This is a genomic window from Maribacter sp. 4G9 (genome assembly GCF_002742265.1).
In the GTDB taxonomy this organism is placed as follows: domain Bacteria; phylum Bacteroidota; class Bacteroidia; order Flavobacteriales; family Flavobacteriaceae; genus Maribacter.
Genome location: NZ_MDGL01000045.1, coordinates 46,014 through 61,482, shown reverse-complemented (window position 1 = coordinate 61,482; position 15,469 = coordinate 46,014). Strand labels below are relative to the sequence as shown.

The 15,469-nt window shown below is 42.5% G+C and carries 14 protein-coding genes; 7 read left to right on the top strand and 7 right to left on the bottom strand.

Annotated elements, in window-relative coordinates; translation table 11 throughout:
* Positions 1-71: 71 nt before the first annotated feature.
* Complete coding sequence (locus BFP75_RS06960; protein WP_099544524.1) at positions 72-956, top strand: carbon-nitrogen hydrolase; 885 nt, start codon at positions 72-74, stop codon at positions 954-956.
* A 5-nt stretch (positions 957-961) separates the two neighbouring features.
* The gene (locus tag BFP75_RS06955; RefSeq protein ID WP_099544523.1) at positions 962-1,996 is read left to right on the top strand and encodes an agmatine/peptidylarginine deiminase; all 1,035 of its coding nucleotides are present in this window, start codon (positions 962-964) and stop codon (positions 1,994-1,996) included.
* Between the two features lie 81 nt (positions 1,997-2,077).
* Here BFP75_RS06955 and BFP75_RS06950 read toward each other — a convergent pair whose 3' ends face one another.
* Positions 2,078-4,219, bottom strand: coding sequence for an acylase (locus tag BFP75_RS06950; protein ID WP_410504077.1), 2,142 nt, complete (start codon positions 4,217-4,219; stop codon positions 2,078-2,080).
* A gap of 250 nt (positions 4,220-4,469) precedes the next feature.
* Here BFP75_RS06950 and BFP75_RS06945 point away from each other — a divergent pair, with 250 nt between their 5' ends.
* The 4 genes from BFP75_RS06945 to BFP75_RS06930 all read left to right on the top strand — a co-directional run bounded on the left by BFP75_RS06945 (position 4,470) and on the right by BFP75_RS06930 (position 9,357).
* Positions 4,470-5,552 (top strand): efflux RND transporter periplasmic adaptor subunit, encoded by a 1,083-nt coding sequence (locus tag BFP75_RS06945; RefSeq protein ID WP_240531719.1) that lies wholly within the window; start codon positions 4,470-4,472, stop codon positions 5,550-5,552.
* Complete coding sequence (locus BFP75_RS06940; RefSeq protein WP_099544521.1) at positions 5,549-6,811, top strand: ABC transporter permease; 1,263 nt, start codon at positions 5,549-5,551, stop codon at positions 6,809-6,811. Before BFP75_RS06945 ends, BFP75_RS06940 begins: the two co-directional genes overlap by 4 nt.
* A 17-nt stretch (positions 6,812-6,828) precedes the next feature.
* On the top strand, positions 6,829-7,503 hold the full coding sequence (locus BFP75_RS06935; RefSeq protein ID WP_099544520.1) for an ABC transporter ATP-binding protein: 675 nt from the start codon (positions 6,829-6,831) through the stop codon (positions 7,501-7,503).
* A gap of 114 nt (positions 7,504-7,617) precedes the next feature.
* Positions 7,618-9,357, top strand: coding sequence for an ABC transporter ATP-binding protein (locus BFP75_RS06930; RefSeq protein ID WP_099544519.1), 1,740 nt, complete (start codon positions 7,618-7,620; stop codon positions 9,355-9,357).
* A gap of 169 nt (positions 9,358-9,526) precedes the next feature.
* Here the strand turns inward: BFP75_RS06930 and BFP75_RS06925 are convergent, their stop codons facing one another.
* From BFP75_RS06925 to BFP75_RS06905, 5 genes are all read right to left on the bottom strand, one after another.
* Positions 9,527-9,859: a 2Fe-2S iron-sulfur cluster-binding protein gene (locus BFP75_RS06925; RefSeq protein WP_099544518.1), complete on the bottom strand. Its 333-nt coding sequence runs from the start codon at positions 9,857-9,859 to the stop codon at positions 9,527-9,529.
* 76 nt (positions 9,860-9,935) lie between these two features.
* A complete protein-coding gene (locus BFP75_RS06920) occupies positions 9,936-10,283 on the bottom strand; it encodes a four helix bundle protein (protein WP_099544517.1) in 348 nt (115 codons plus the stop codon).
* Between the two features lie 106 nt (positions 10,284-10,389).
* Positions 10,390-11,448, bottom strand: a complete 1,059-nt coding sequence (locus tag BFP75_RS06915) for an NAD(P)/FAD-dependent oxidoreductase (protein ID WP_099544516.1) — start codon at positions 11,446-11,448, stop codon at positions 10,390-10,392.
* Between the two features lie 67 nt (positions 11,449-11,515).
* Positions 11,516-11,755: a NifU family protein gene (locus BFP75_RS06910; protein WP_099544515.1), complete on the bottom strand. Its 240-nt coding sequence runs from the start codon at positions 11,753-11,755 to the stop codon at positions 11,516-11,518.
* Between the two features lie 11 nt (positions 11,756-11,766).
* Entirely contained in the window at positions 11,767-12,909 is a 1,143-nt protein-coding gene (locus tag BFP75_RS06905) for an Mrp/NBP35 family ATP-binding protein (RefSeq protein WP_099544514.1), read from the bottom strand.
* Between the two features lie 201 nt (positions 12,910-13,110).
* On the opposite strand from BFP75_RS06905, the gene BFP75_RS06900 reads away from it, so the two are divergent.
* Complete coding sequence (locus BFP75_RS06900) at positions 13,111-14,784, top strand: amidase (protein WP_099544513.1); 1,674 nt, start codon at positions 13,111-13,113, stop codon at positions 14,782-14,784.
* On the opposite strand, the gene BFP75_RS06895 is transcribed toward BFP75_RS06900, so the two are convergent.
* Positions 14,781-15,446: an ABC transporter ATP-binding protein gene (locus tag BFP75_RS06895; protein ID WP_099544512.1), complete on the bottom strand. Its 666-nt coding sequence runs from the start codon at positions 15,444-15,446 to the stop codon at positions 14,781-14,783. The genes BFP75_RS06900 and BFP75_RS06895 overlap by 4 nt on opposite strands.
* Positions 15,447-15,469: the final 23 nt, after the last annotated feature.

Below are 15,469 nucleotides of genomic sequence, written 5' to 3'. Positions count from 1 at the left end.
CTTTATGAAGCATTTGATGGAAGGATCATCTTCTATTTAATATCTTTAATTTTCAAAATAATCTTCTTTTAATGTCCAAAAATTATAAAGTTGCTGTCATACAGCTCAATTTGAATAATACAGCCGATGAAAATCGGAAAAAATGTGTGGAATGGATCAAGAAAGCGGCCCATCAAGGTGCCGAAGTTATCTGCCTTCCGGAACTCTATAGCAGTCATTACTTTTGTCAAAGTGAGGATGTGGAAAACTTCTCGATTGCCGAACCTCTTGGCGATATCTCCTTTACAGCCTTTAGTGCCTTGGCCAAGGAATTGGGAGTCGTTATCATTGTGCCCTTCTTCGAAAAACGAATGTCCGGCATTTATCACAATAGTGCCTATATCATCGATACCGATGGAAGCCAAGCGGGCTTGTATCGTAAAATGCACATTCCGGATGACCCCCACTTTTATGAAAAATTTTACTTTACACCTGGAGACCTTGGTTTTCAATCCATAAGTACACAAAAGGGAAATATTGGTACGTTGATCTGTTGGGACCAATGGTATCCAGAAGCGGCCCGATTAACCGCATTAAAGGGTGCCGAGGTTCTGTTCTATCCTACCGCGATTGGATGGCATCCTGCTGAAAAGGCCCAATACGGGGAAAACCAGTACGGAGCATGGATGAACGTGATGAAAGGACATGCCGTTGCCAATGGGATTTTTGTGGCGGCCGCAAACAGGATTGGGTTGGAACAATACCTACCGGATACGGATGGAATCGAGTTCTGGGGAAAATCCTTTATATGTGGTCCCCAAGGGGAAATCCTGGCCTTGGCATCCCATGACAAGGAAGAAATCCTTATGGCCGAAGTGGATTTGTCCCTTCAGGAAAATGTGCGACAAAACTGGCCTTTCTTTAGGGACAGGCGTATTGATGCTTTTGGAGATCTCACCAAAAGGGCTTTGGACTAGGTCTTATGGGTAAAAGAAGATTTCCAGCGGAATGGGAGCGACAGAAAGGTGTTTTATTGTGCTTTCCACACAATGGCAAGGATTGGCCTGGGAAGTATGAAGCCATTCAGTGGGCTTTTGTAGAGTTCATTAAAAAAGTTTCCCATTTTGAAACCGTATTTTTAGTTGTTGCCCATGAATCCTTAAAGGAAAAGGTATCCAACTTACTGCTTATGGCTTCGGTTGACCTTGATAGGGTTTCATTTATCATCCATAAAACCAACCGAAGTTGGATGCGCGACTCCGGACCTATTATCGTTAAGAATAATGGAGAATCGGAAGCGATTAATTTTAATTTCAACGGATGGGCCAAGTACAACAATTGGCAATTGGACAAACAGGTGCCTGCGGTAGTTTCAGATTTTTTGAAAGTCCCGCTGACCCAAGCGACTTACAAGGGAAATAAAGTTATTTTGGAAGGTGGCGCCTTGGAAGTCAATGGAAAAGGTACTTTGATCACTACCGAAGAATGTCTTTTACATCCTTCGATTCAGGTTCGGAATACAGGTTATACAAAAGCCGATTATGAAGCTGTTTTCAAGGAATATTTGGGAGTAACCAATACGATTTGGTTGGGAGAAGGGGTCATAGGCGATGACACTCATGGCCATGTAGATGATTTGTGCCGATTTGTAAATGCCGATACCGTAGTGACCGTAGTTGAAACAAATAAGGCGCACAAAAACTATAAAACACTTCAAGATAATGTAGAACGCCTTCGTTCGGCTAGATTGGAAGATGGTAAACCTTTGAGGATTGTAGAATTACCGATGCCAAAACCCATCATTTTCGAGGCATTGGAATTGCCAGCGAGTTATGCAAATTTTCTAATTATCAACGGTGCCGTTTTGGTCCCCACTTTCAATGATTCCAATGACCGAATCGCACTGAACATTTTAGCGGATTGCTTCCCTGACCGAGAAGTCATCGGTATCAACTGTATCGATTTAATTTGGGGCTTTGGAACCTTGCATTGTTTGAGCCAGCAGATTCCGGAGTAGCAAGGTTAGGTTCAAGTTCAAGTTTCAAGTTTCAAGTTCAAACTAAAAAAAACTGGCTGACAACCTGGCAAGCAAAAAACCTTACTTTCTTACCCCAGGCCGATAGGTTTCCGCTGCCCTTTTAAGCACATCGTCCCTGTAATAGGCGGCGTCCTTCCAATTAACATTGATATATCGTTCCGTTTGATCATCAAAATGAGGTGATTTTGGGTCTCCGCTTTGGCCGCCTGCCAATATTGTTTTTGCCTTGACGGTATCGCCAAACTCCACTACGGCGGCAAAACTATTGCCCCGGGTTCCATATATTTTTTTGGCCCCTGGGGTAGAATATCTAGCCCCATACGCCGCCAAGGCACCCCAGCGACCCGATGCAAATCCAACTCCCTCACTGGGCAGGCTATCATTAAATTCCTGAACAATGTCCCCATTCAATCTTTGATAGCGATTTACCTCGCCCCATGGCATTTTCCAAGTACCAAAATCGCTTTCCAATTGGTCGATGACCTCTTCCAAAACTCGTAATCCCTCGTCCGGATGATTTCCAAAATAGACCATTCGTTCCATATCGCTAATTCCAGAAGGTTGTTTTGCCTTTTGTCCCATGGCCGTTCCATAATAGTGGGCCAAAGTCATGGCAATTGATTCCTTTGAGGTTCTAAAGTCCCACTTTTCCAAAATGGCCATGGGCTCCCTCAATTTAGGGTTTTTATCCTCGTGGGAATTATAGGCATTTACCAATCCTGGAATCAAGGCTTTAAAAGCAGGTAAATATGGATCATGGGCCAATTGAATAAGACTATCAATGGTATACCCTTTCCGATCAGTCAATAATTCAATCGCATGAATCCCCCTAAAGTTTTCTTGGTCTTTGGACATATAGTAGGGATACTCCTCTTTTTTAGGACTGAATTCCGCCGCTGAAGTATAGGGTGTGGAGTTACAATTCTGTATCCATCCATTTTCCGGGTTCAGTACCAGAATATTTTCATCAACGGTATGAAGGCCTTGCCAATCGGTTTGAGGAATACTTCCATCCACAGGCTCCGAGTAATCAAAGCTGACATCCCTTTTGGGCACGAAGTTCCCATGGAAATAGGCAATATTTCCTTCGGCATCGGCATAGACCGTATTGTTGGATGAATTGGTACGAATGTCCATCATTTTCCGGAATGCTTCATAACCGTCCTTTTTAGTTCTAACAAAAGACTGTTCCAAAGCGTTTACAGGTTCCCACATCATGGCGGAGGCGGTCCATTGTCCGTCCACCGCATGTGTAATGGGTCCATGGTGGGTACGGTACATGGGGAATGTCCGATCTTGCATTCCTGTGTCCGTTTTATATTTCAGGGTAACCGTAGTGGAATCTACTGGCCGTAGTTCCTCGCCATATTGATAAAACAGGTTTCCATCATTCTTAACGATGGTTTCCTTGAACTCATCCATCACATCCGTATAGGTAGAGGTATGCATCCAACCCGTTTTCTCGTTAAAACCTTGGTACACAAAGAACTGCCCCCAAGTAACGGCTCCATAGGCATTTAGGCCTTCCTCGCTTACCACATGAACCTCGCCCCTAAAATAAAAGGAAGTATGCGGATTGATCAGCAACATGGCGTTCCCGGATTGTGTTAATTTACCCGATATGGCTACGCCGTTGGAGCCTTGAGGCTCTGCATTTTCTTCCTGCTTCTTTATCTTCATCAATTCCATTTCGGGTAGTTCCATCCCACTCTCATAAAAGGACTCGATTTTTCGTGTAGAAATACGTTCGATATCCCCTCCGATACTGCCTTCACTAAAATACATGGGCATCCAGGGTTCAAATCGGGTCAATAATTTTGGTTTGACTTCCGGGTGGGTGTACAAATAGTAATTAATACCATCTGCAAAGGCATCGCACAGTTTTTTTAACCATTCCGGACTTTTCTCGTAGTTGGTTTTGGCCTCTGCTTCGGTCATAAAAAGTTTCGCCCTTAAGTCACTATAAATGGCTTCCTCTCCTTCCACTTCCGCCAGCCTGCCCGTTGCCCAAATATAATTTTGCTCCACCCGATTGAAATCATCCTCACATTGGGCATATAACAGTCCAAAGACGGCATCAGCATCGGTCTTACCATAAATGTGGGGCACCCCAAAATCATCCCTAATAATTTCTATTTCCGCCGCTTGGGCCTTCCATTTTTCAACTTCCGGATTCATTATTTCCTTGGACCCACAGGCCATCAATAGACAAAATACGGCAACGTAAAATACACCTTTCATACACTATTCTTTACGCTTTTGAAGGTACATAAATGTATCCTCTTTTACCAAATTAAGTATACGCTCCTTCATTTTTAAAAAAACAGGGCCGTATGTTATGACGATTGTCAGTTTTTGTACGCTTAAAATCATGTAGCTTTGAATAAACACGGTAATTTGGTAATCTAATCCATTGGTATTTAACCATACCGGTACGCAAAGAAACGGTCCATTGAGAAAAGTTGCTTTATTCTTCATCACGTTATGGTTCATTTCCTGCGGGGATCAAGAGGAAAAGGTCTATCCTAAGAAAATGTTCATGACAGAATCTGTCTATGCCTCGGTTACGGTTCAACCGGATAGTCTTTATCAGGCATTTGCCGCCGTATCCGGAATTTTGAAAAATAATTTGGTGGAAGAGGGCGATTTGGTCAAAAATGGAGATCCTTTGTTACAGATTATAAACTCCGCACCAGAACTCAATGCGGATAATGCCCGATTAAACCTGAATTTGGCAGAGGAAAATTACAAGGGCAGTGCCGCCGTTCTAACCGCATTGGAGGATGAAATTCAAGCAGCCCTACTTGCCTTAAGGAACGATTCTATCAATTATTTTCGGCAAAAAAGACTTTGGGAGCAACAGATCGGTTCCCAAGTACAGTTTGAGAATAAAAAATTGGCCTATGAACTCTCCCAAAACAAATTTCGATTGGCTAAAAATCGCTACGATCGCACAAAAAAAGAACTTTCCACGCAATGGCAGCAAGCCCGTAACAGTTATGAAACCGCAAAAACCAATGTAGCGGATTTTACAGTTAAAAGTAAAATAAACGGAAAAGTATATGCGCTTTTTAAGCAACCCGGGGAAATTGTAACCACTATGGAACCTTTGGCAGCGGTAGGCAGTAAGGATGTATTTATAATCGAGTTGCTTGTGGACGAAGTGGATATTGTAAAAATCTCCCTAGGGTTGCAAGTACTGGTTACCTTGGATGCCTATAAAAACAACGTTTTTGAAGCATCCATCCATAAAATTTATCCAAGAAAAGATGAACGTTCACAGACGTTCAAGGTTGAGGGTATTTTTAAAGACCCCCCAAAAACCTTATATCCGGGATTGGCAGGGGAGGGTAATATCATTATTGCTGAAAAGGAAAATGTATTGACCCTGCCCAAATCCTATTTGATCAATGGGAATCAAGTACGTACAAATGAGGGGATCGTACAGCTGAAAATTGGACTGCAGAGCCTAGATCAGGTGGAAGTTCTGGACGGAATAGATGAAAACACCCCCATCCTAAAGCCCGAAGAATGACCAACTGGAGTGTCATCTTAAAAATTGCACGAACACATCTAACGACCAAGATGAAAAGTACAGTGACCGCTGCCCTAGGTGTAACTTTTGGTATAGGGGCCTATATTACCATGGCCGGCTTCATGACCGGGTTGAACAACCTACTCGACGGACTAACCCTTAATCGTACACCCCATATTCGATTATACAACGAAATTGCACCTTCCAAAAAGCAACCCGTTTCCCTATATACCGATTTTAAGGGGGCGTTCAATGTCGTTACATCCATAAAACCCAAGGAAACTCAAATAAAAATTCACAATGCACTGCCCATTTTAAAGTATCTTAAAACCAAAGAGGACGTTAAGGGCGCTACCCCGCAGTTGCAGGCCCAGATTTTCTATCTTTCAGGTTCAATAGAATTAGGGGGTATTCTGATTGGGGCCGACATTATGGAAGAAGCCCGACTTTCCAACATCAACGACTATATTGTATCGGGTAGTCCAGAAGCCTTAAAAAACAACGCCAATGGCATTTTACTTGGTGCGGGGCTCGCGGATAAAATGTCGCTCTCGGTAGGTGACCGAATTCAGGTTGCCACGGTTTCGGGCTCCATTTTCCCCCTAAAAATTGTAGGTATCTATCAAAGCGGATTGGCAGAAATCGATAATGCCCAGAGCTATGTGAACCTGAAAACGGCCCAACGAATTTTAGGGCAACCTGAAAACTATATCACGGACATTCATATAAAATTGTTTGATATAGAAGCGGCGCCCGCTATGGCAAAAAGGTTGGAGAGACAATTTGATATCCAGGCCATAGATATCAAAGAAGCCAATGCACAGTTCGAAACAGGGTCAAGCATACGAAACCTTATTACCTATGCTGTTTCCCTCACCTTGTTGATCGTTGCCGGATTCGGTATTTATAACATTCTCAATATGCTGATCTATGAGAAAATGAAGGATATTGCCATCTTAAAAGCCACGGGGTTTTCGGGAAGGGACGTGTCCCTTATTTTCATCAGTCAGGCAGTCATTATTGGGCTTTTGGGCGGTATTCTGGGCCTTATGGTTGGGTTTGGACTTTCGGTATTGATAGACAACACACCTTTTGAGACCGAGGCACTTCCCACAATAAAAACCTATCCCATCAATTATAATCCGCTCTATTATGTCATAGGTATCGGCTTTGCCTTACTATCCACCTTTATCGCCGGATATCTACCTGCCAATAAAGCAAAAAATATGGATCCGATTAAAATAATCAGGGGAACCTAAAGCCCCAAACCTACGTCATGAAATTAGTACTTGAAACAAGGAACATCAATAAACACTTCTACAAACCCAAGGATTTCCATGTGCTAAAGGATATTTCCTTTGGGATTCAACCCGGGGAATTTACCTCAATAGTAGGAAAGTCCGGTTGTGGAAAATCTACGTTGCTTTATATTCTGTCCACTATGGATACGGAATATACAGGTGAACTTTATCTAAATGGTCAACTAATAACGGGTAAATCCAATGAGGAACTTTCAAGGATAAGAAACAGGCACATAGGGTTTGTATTTCAGTTTCATTATCTTCTCTCGGAATTCAGCGTACTTGAGAACGTGATGCTACCCGCAAAAAAACTCGCCGAAAAATCCTTGGAGGAAATTGAACATGACGCCCAAGAAAAATTGAAAATGCTCCATATTGGGCATTTGGCCCAACAAAGGGCTTCCCGCATTTCTGGTGGTGAAAAACAACGTGTGGCCATAGCCCGTGCATTGATCAATAACCCTACCATTCTAATGGGCGATGAACCCACTGGAAACCTAGATAGTCATAATTCTGAAAATGTCTTTAATATCTTTAAGAATCTTGCCCAAGAAAAGGGGCTTTCCCTTTTGGTAGTAACCCACGACAATGATTTTGCTAAACGTACGGATCGCATCATTGAAATGGAGGATGGCAGCATATTGAAATAGTCATCCCAAGAACATCTGAAATCAAATGAATGGAACTTTTGTTATAAGATCAATTTTTTGTTGGCTTCTTAAAGTTATTCCATACACTTCTAAACAAAAAGGTATTTTTGCATCATGGCAGAAAAAAAGGTTAGTATCCTACAGGCATTTAAAACCATCATTTGGCCCAGAAGAAAACTGGTTTTTATTGGACTCTTGCTCATCGTAATCAGTAAGGCGGCAAGTTTTGTGGCCCCGGTGTCCCTTCGGTACTTTTTGGATGATATTGTTCCCAATAAGGACTATGACTTTTTAAAAATTCTGGTAATCGTTGTAATTCTTTCGTTTCTGGTACAAGCCATTATGTCCTTTCTATTGACAAAAGTACTGAGTATACAGGCGCAGTTTATGATATCGGAACTACGTGCACAGGTTCAAAAAAAAGTACTTGCCCTGCCCATTCGTTTTTTTGACAATACAAAGTCGGGCGCACTGGTATCCAGAATCATGAGCGATGTGGAGGGTGTACGCAACCTTATAGGAACCGGCCTTGTACAATTGGTTGGAGGAACCATTACGGCGGTGGTTTCCCTTATCCTCTTGTTACGTATTAGCCCCACCATGACCTTGCTGACCTTTATTCCCTTAATATTGTTTGCAGTCATTGCCTTAAAAGCCTTCAAGATCATTAGACCCGTTTTTAGGGAAAGAGGCAAAATAAATGCAGAGGTGAAAGGCCGACTAACGGAAACTCTTGGAGGAATACGGGTCATTAAAGGCTTTAATGCCGAAGAACAAGAAGGAAAAGTATTTGAAGAAGGCGTGGAACGTTTATACCAAAATGTAAAGAAAAGCTTAACGGCCACAGCGGTAATGACAAGTTCCTCCACCTTTCTTTTAGGATTGGCCACCACAGGCATTATGATGGGTTTTGGAGGGTACAAAATGATGCAGGGCGAATTAAGTACGGGTGAATATTTTGAATTTACCTTTCTATTGGCCCTTATGGTCGCCCCCATCGTTCAAATGAGCAATATAGGAAGTCAGCTTACCGAAGCCTTGGCCGGATTGGACCGTACCGAAGAACTTATGAATCAAGTGACCGAAGCGGATGATAAGGACAGGACCATTGAGCTAGAACAAATAAAAGGCGACATGCGCTTTGAAGATGTTTCCTTTGCCTATGAGGAGGACAAGGAGGTATTGCACAATATCAGTTTTGAGGCCAAGGCCGGGGATGTCATAGCGCTTGTTGGGAGCTCCGGTTCCGGAAAATCGACTATTGCAGGTTTGGCGGCCAGTTTTTTAAATCCGGATTCAGGAACCATAACCATTGATGGTATTGACCTTTCAAAGGTTGACCTGACCAGTTTCCGACAGTTTTTGGGAGTAGTCCTACAGGACGACTTTCTATTTGAAGGCACCATCCGTGAAAATATTCTTTTCCCCAGGCCGGATGCTACCGAGCAAGAACTACGGGATGCCGTTAAAGCTGCTTATGTTGATGAATTCACCGATAGATTTGATGATGGTCTGGACACGGTCATTGGGGAGCGTGGGGTAAAACTTTCAGGCGGCCAACGACAACGTATCGCCATTGCACGTGCCGTACTGGCAAATCCCCAAATTTTGATACTGGACGAAGCCACTTCCAACCTGGATACCGAGAGCGAATCCCTAATCCAGAAAAGTTTGGCTCAACTTACCAAAGGCCGAACCACTTTCGTAATTGCCCACCGTTTGAGTACCATTAGAAAGGCCGATCAAATCTTGGTCATTGAAAATGGTCGCATAGCCGAACAAGGCACCCATGAAGAGCTGATTGCTACCGAGGGTAGATATTACAATTTGTTTACGTATCAGGCGAGGATATAGTTGGCTGTTAGCTAAAAAACGTAAGTTCAAGCGCAAATAAAAATTCAATATAAACTATTCTGAATAGTAACTTCCAGTTTCTAGTTTCTCGTGCAAAATTAAATTTTCGGTTTGTCTTGTTATTGATTCTTGAATTTGAACTTGACTCTTGAATTTGAACTTGAATTTATTAGAGTTCCTCAGGGGCAAGCTCCACTTCCAGTCCGTCCATAGACTCCGTAATATGCAATTGACAACCCAGTCGGCTATTTTCGCGTACGTTAAAAGCCTCCGCTAGCATCGCCTCTTCATCGTCACTTTTCTCCGGTAAGTTATGGTCAGATTTTACATAGCATTGGCAGGAAGCGCACATGGCCATTCCTCCGCAAATCCCGATAGTTCCTTCAGGAGCCAATTCATAGGAACGAACAACTTCCATGAGGTTCATGTTCATATCGGTTGGGGCATCTACTTCGTGCCGTACACCGTCACGGTCGGTTATTTTGATTTTGATATCGGACATAGTCCATATAGTTTATTAGTGGGTTAGTGGGTTAGTGGGTTAGTGGGTTAGTAAAAAAGTTTAAATTAAATAATGTTTATTTCATTGACTTAATAAATGAATATAGCATTTTAGATATTTCATTTGTTTCATTTATCAGCTTCAGAGCCAAAGCCGAATCAATATAGTTTAATCGTTTGGCAAGATACAACATAGACCTAAGTTCACTATTGGAGGCCAATGAAAAATAAAGAAAACGTTTAAAATCTGGGTTGGAGCTTCTTTCAAACCCTTCGGCTATATTATTTGAAATTGATACTGAGGCTCTAGTAATCTGATCTCTAAATCCAAAATCTTTACTATCCGTAAAATTTTGATAAACTAAAACCGCCAAATCTTGCGCCTTTTGCCAGACCACTAAATCCTCAAATCGTTGAATGGTCACTTTGTTCTGCTATTTTAAAAATTTGAATATGTGCAATTCCATCCGCTACACTATCTCACAATCCTCTATTTCATTATCCACTATTTCACTAACTCACTATTTCACATTATGTAATTTCCTTTATTACTGCTTTGGGAGCTTCTTTTTTTGAGCCATCAAATCCGTTAATACCTCCAACGGTCGTGTACTTTAGAACGTATTTTTTATCAGGAAATATTCTTTGATAGGCACTTTGACACATCAATGTGGCTTCATGGAAACCACACAAAATCAATTTGAGTTTACCGGGATACGTATTAACATCCCCAATGGCGTAGATTCCGGGAACATTGGTTTGATAGTCGAACGTGTCTACTTTAATGGCATTTTTTTCAATTTCCAAACCCCAATCCGCGATGGGTCCTAATTTGGGTGAAAGTCCAAACAAGGGTATAAAATTATCTACCTCCAAAGTAATATCTTCGGCGGCGTTGGTAGTTTTCCGTATCGAAACCGATTCTAATTGCCCTTCGCCTTGTAAGCCTACTATCTCTCCAGGGGTTATTAGGTTGATCCTTCCTTGATTTTTGAGGTTTTGTACCTTTTCAACGGAATCCAGGGCCCCTCTAAACTCGTTTCTTCGGTGTACCAAGGTCACTTCGGATGCAACATCGGCCAAAAATATGCTCCAATCCAAGGCAGAATCACCACCACCTGCAATAACGACCCTTTTATCACGATACACCTCAGGGTCTTTAATCATATAGGACACCCCGTTATCCTCATATTCCGAAAGATTCTCCAACAAGGGTTTTCTGGGCTCAAAACTTCCAAGCCCTCCGGCAATGGCCACTACCGGAGCGTTATGTTGGGTCCCCTTATTTGTGGTGACCACAAACGTACCATCAGCTTGTTTTTCAATGGTTTCAGCCCTCTCCCCTAAAGTAAAAGCCGGTTGGAAAGGTTTAATTTGTTCCATGAGGTTATCCACCAAATCACCGGCAAGAACTTCCGGAAAACCTGGAATATCATAGATCGGTTTTTTGGGATAAATCTCGGAACATTGTCCACCCGCCTGTGGCAAGGCATCGATAAGATGGCATTTTAATTGTAATAATCCTGCTTCAAAAACGGCAAAAAGACCTGTTGGACCGGCCCCTATAATAAGAATATCTGTTTTAATCATGTATAGCACTATTAGCTGGCTAAACTACTCGCGGGAAGGTTTAAAAATTATGATTTTTGTCACGTTATCATTCAACATTGATAACCTCTTCAATCTGGGGAGCATACTTTTTTATGGTCATCTCAACGCCACTTTTTAGTGTCATTTGATTTACGCTGCATCCTACACAGGCACCATGAAGTTTTACCTTTACGGAATTTCCGTTATCAATTGAAATAAGGGAGATGTCCCCGCCATCGCTCTGTAAAAAAGGGCGGATTTCCTCCAAGGCCTTTTCCACTTTTTCATTTAGATCATCCGAAGTCATTGTTGTCATAACTACTTCTTTTTAACGGCAGAACAGCCTGCCATTGTTGTTATCTTTATTGCCTCAGTCGGCGGAATATTTTTATTTCTATCCACTACCTGTTGCACCACATTTTTGGTAAGTTCCTCAAAGGCAGCTTCAATGGGCGTAGCGGTTTGCAAGGCAGCCGGCCTTCCTACATCTCCAGCCTCCCGGATACTCTGTACCAAGGGAATTTCACCCAAGAAAGGAACGTTTAGGTCTTCAGCCAAGTGTTTAGCACCTTCCTTGCCAAATATATAGTATTTGTTATCTGGAAGTTCCGCAGGAGTAAAATAGGCCATATTTTCTACAATTCCTAAAACAGGCACGTTAATGGAATCCTGTTGGAACATGGCCACACCTTTACGGGCATCGGCCAAGGCGACCTCTTGTGGCGTACTTACCACTACGGCACCCGTTACAGGCATCGCCTGCATGATACTCAAATGGATATCCCCGGTACCGGGCGGTAAATCCAACAACATAAAATCTATTTCTCCCCAATGGGCATCGAAAATCATTTGGTTCAAGGCCTTGGAAGCCATGGGTCCACGCCAAATTACCGCCTGATTGGGTTGGGTAAAGAATCCAATGGACAATAATTTTACCCCGTAATTCTCTACGGGCTTCATTTTGGATTTCCCGTCCACATTCACCGCCAAGGGTTTTTCATGGGCCACATCGAACATAATGGGCATGGACGGACCGTAAATATCGGCATCCAAAAGCCCCACCTTGAATCCCATTTTTGCCAAGGTAACGGCCAAATTGGCGGTAACCGTAGATTTACCAACCCCTCCTTTTCCTGAGGCCACCGCAATGATATTCTGAATACCAGGAATTGGCTTTCCTTTAATTTCATTGACTTTAGGCGGGGTAGCAGGAACATCTACCTTGATATTGACCTTTATCTTTGCCTTTTCGTATACATCCTTATGGATGGCCTTAAGAATTTCCACCTCCGTTTTTTTCCTGGCTTGAAGACTCGGGTTTTTTATGGTAATATCCACCTCGACCTCATCCCCAAAAATCTGTATGTTTCGTACGGCCCCGCTCTCCACCATATTCTGGCCCTCACCTGGAACGGTAATGGTTTCCAATGCCTTTAAAACGTCCTTCTTATCTATCATCATTATGTAAATTCATTCTAAACAACAAAGATAATCCTTAGGCATGAGATTAAGAAGCTATTATATTGAAATTGAAGATAAAGCAATAAGAACTGCCTATCCTATGAACACTTTAAAAATGTTTTCCAAGCATATTAAATAACAATAATAAATTATGAATCGGTCGAATGTAGTATTTTAGGCCAAAACCAATACTATCTATCCATGCGGCACACCTTCAAAACAAAACCATTTCTCCTCGTCTCGCTTTTTTTGGTCTTCCTGATATATGCCTGTGGAGGGACGAAGCACGAATTCACAAAAAGGGACATAAAGCGAGCTCAAAACTTGGTGGGCGTTGCCTTTACCAAAAAACAGCTCGATACGCTTTACCCTTACTTGGAAAGAAACAGGGAGGGCTATGACTCCTTGCGCACGTACCAATTGGATTATACGGTCTTCCCAGCCATCAAATTTGACCCTTTGCCGTTAAATTTTAATCCCAAACCGCAAGCGGAATTTCCATCGTGGGAAATTCCCAATGACGTGGAACTGCCCACCATCAAATCGGAGTTGGCTTTTTATACCATTCCGCAATTGGCCTCTTTGATCAAAAACAAAAAGATTACATCGGTTGAATTGACCCATTTTTTCATCGACAGAATAAAAAAGTATGATAATGTTCTACAATCCACTATTACCATAACGGAGGAATTGGCCATGGAACAGGCAAAAAAAATGGATGCCGAATTATACGCAGGGAAATACCGTGGCATTTTACACGGGATTCCATTTGGCGTGAAAGACTTGATTTCGGTGAAAGGATATAAAACGACTTGGGGTGCGGAACCTTATAAAAATCAGGAATTTGATATGACGGCAACCGTAGTCGAAAAACTTCAGGATGCAGGGGGCGTATTGATCGCGAAACTGGTATCCGGTTCACTGGCCCGTGGCGATGTTTGGTTTGGTGGGAAAACCAAAAATCCATGGGATATTAAACAGGGCGCAAGCGGTTCATCGGCAGGTTCGGGTTCGGCTACTTCGGCAGGACTGGTTCCCTTTGCACTGGGTACCGAAACCTTGGGAAGCATTACCTCTCCCAGCACCCGAAACGGTATTACAGGCCTACGCCCTACTTATGGTCGGGTGAGCAGGTATGGCGTTATGAGCTTGAGTTGGTCCATGGACAAAATTGGTCCTATGGCCCGCAATGCCCAAGACTGCGCTATTGTTTACAGCATCATATCTGGAAAAGATCCAAAAGACCCCACTACCACTGACTACCCTTTTGGGTTTGACAAAAACAAGGATGTTACTACCCTTAAGGTAGGATATCTAAAGAAAGATATTGACAAGGATACTTCAAAATCAAAGGACAATATGGTAAAGGCCTTGGAGGTATTTAAAAAGATGGGGGTGAAAATGGAAAGTCTAGAATTGCCTAAAGACGTCCCTTTCAATAGTTTTGATATTATTTTGAGGGCCGAGGCAGGTGCCTTTTTTGATGACTTGGTACGTTCTTCCGACGTGGACAAAATGGTGGAGCAGGACCAAAGCTCTAGGGCCAATTCCCTTCGTCAGGCGCGATTTATTCCAGCGGTAGAATACCTACAGGCCAATCGGCATCGGGAAGTTTTAATAGAGAAGATGCATGAATTGATCAAAGATTACGACGTCATCATCTCACAATCATTTGGCAATAGACAGTTGGTCATTACCAATTTAACGGGACACCCTGTAATCGCCATTCCAACTGGGTTGGACAAGGACAAACACCCAACCAGCATCACTTTGGTGGGAAATCTGTATGATGAGGCCAGTATCCTTTTATTGGCAAAAGCCTTTCAAGAACAAACGGAATTTGACGAAATGCACCCGGAAGGGTATACAGATTAAACCTTTCGCCCGTCCAGCAAATTGATAATCCGTGAGCCATAGGCCGCATTTTTTTCGGAATGTGTTACTTGGATAATGGTTACTCCTTCTTCCTGGTTTAATTTTTTGAACAGCTCCATTATTTCTTCACTCTGTTGGGAGTTAAGATTACCCGTTGGCTCATCGGCTAAAATCAATTTGGGATTGGCGATCAATGCCCTGGCGACCCCAACAAGCTGTTGTTGCCCTCCACTTAGCTGTGCAGGGAACAAATCCTTTTTTCCGACGATATTAAATCGATCCAACATATCGGCCACCATGGCCTTACGCTCAGAGCCTTTAAACTTTTTATACAACAGGGGCATCTCCAAGTTTTCCTGAACAGTTAAATCATCTAGGAGATGATAGGATTGAAAAACAAAACCGATATATTCCTTATACAGGTTGGAACGGTGCTTTTCTTTTAGGGTGTGCACGGATTCGTCCAAGAAATTATATTCGCCCTCGTCAAAGGTGTCCAACATTCCTATAACGTTAAGCAAAGTGGATTTACCAGAACCCGAAGGTCCCATTACGGAAATAAACTCGCCTTCCGCTACCTCTAGATTGATATCCTTCAATAAAAAAATCCGCTGACCCCCGGAGTTGACCCACTTGAAAATATTTTTTAGTTGTAATAACATAGATGTTAGATATTAGATGTTAG

Excerpts from the sequence above, each read along its gene's own strand:
- BFP75_RS06960 (WP_099544524.1), top strand. The coding sequence starts at position 72 with ATGTCCAAAAATTATAAAGTTGCTGTCATACAGCTCAATTTGAATAAT.
- BFP75_RS06955 (WP_099544523.1), top strand. The coding sequence starts at position 962 with ATGGGTAAAAGAAGATTTCCAGCGGAATGGGAGCGACAGAAAGGTGTT.
- BFP75_RS06950 (WP_410504077.1), bottom strand. The coding sequence starts at position 4,219 with ATGGCCTGTGGGTCCAAGGAAATAATGAATCCGGAAGTTGAAAAATGG.
- BFP75_RS06940 (WP_099544521.1), top strand. The coding sequence starts at position 5,549 with ATGACCAACTGGAGTGTCATCTTAAAAATTGCACGAACACATCTAACG.
- BFP75_RS06935 (WP_099544520.1), top strand. The coding sequence starts at position 6,829 with ATGAAATTAGTACTTGAAACAAGGAACATCAATAAACACTTCTACAAA.
- BFP75_RS06930 (WP_099544519.1), top strand. The coding sequence starts at position 7,618 with ATGGCAGAAAAAAAGGTTAGTATCCTACAGGCATTTAAAACCATCATT.
- BFP75_RS06925 (WP_099544518.1), bottom strand. The coding sequence starts at position 9,859 with ATGTCCGATATCAAAATCAAAATAACCGACCGTGACGGTGTACGGCAC.
- BFP75_RS06915 (WP_099544516.1), bottom strand. The coding sequence starts at position 11,448 with ATGATTAAAACAGATATTCTTATTATAGGGGCCGGTCCAACAGGTCTT.
- BFP75_RS06910 (WP_099544515.1), bottom strand. The coding sequence starts at position 11,755 with ATGACTTCGGATGATCTAAATGAAAAAGTGGAAAAGGCCTTGGAGGAA.
- BFP75_RS06905 (WP_099544514.1), bottom strand. The coding sequence starts at position 12,909 with ATGATGATAGATAAGAAGGACGTTTTAAAGGCATTGGAAACCATTACC.
- BFP75_RS06900 (WP_099544513.1), top strand. The coding sequence starts at position 13,111 with ATGCGGCACACCTTCAAAACAAAACCATTTCTCCTCGTCTCGCTTTTT.
- BFP75_RS06895 (WP_099544512.1), bottom strand. The coding sequence starts at position 15,446 with ATGTTATTACAACTAAAAAATATTTTCAAGTGGGTCAACTCCGGGGGT.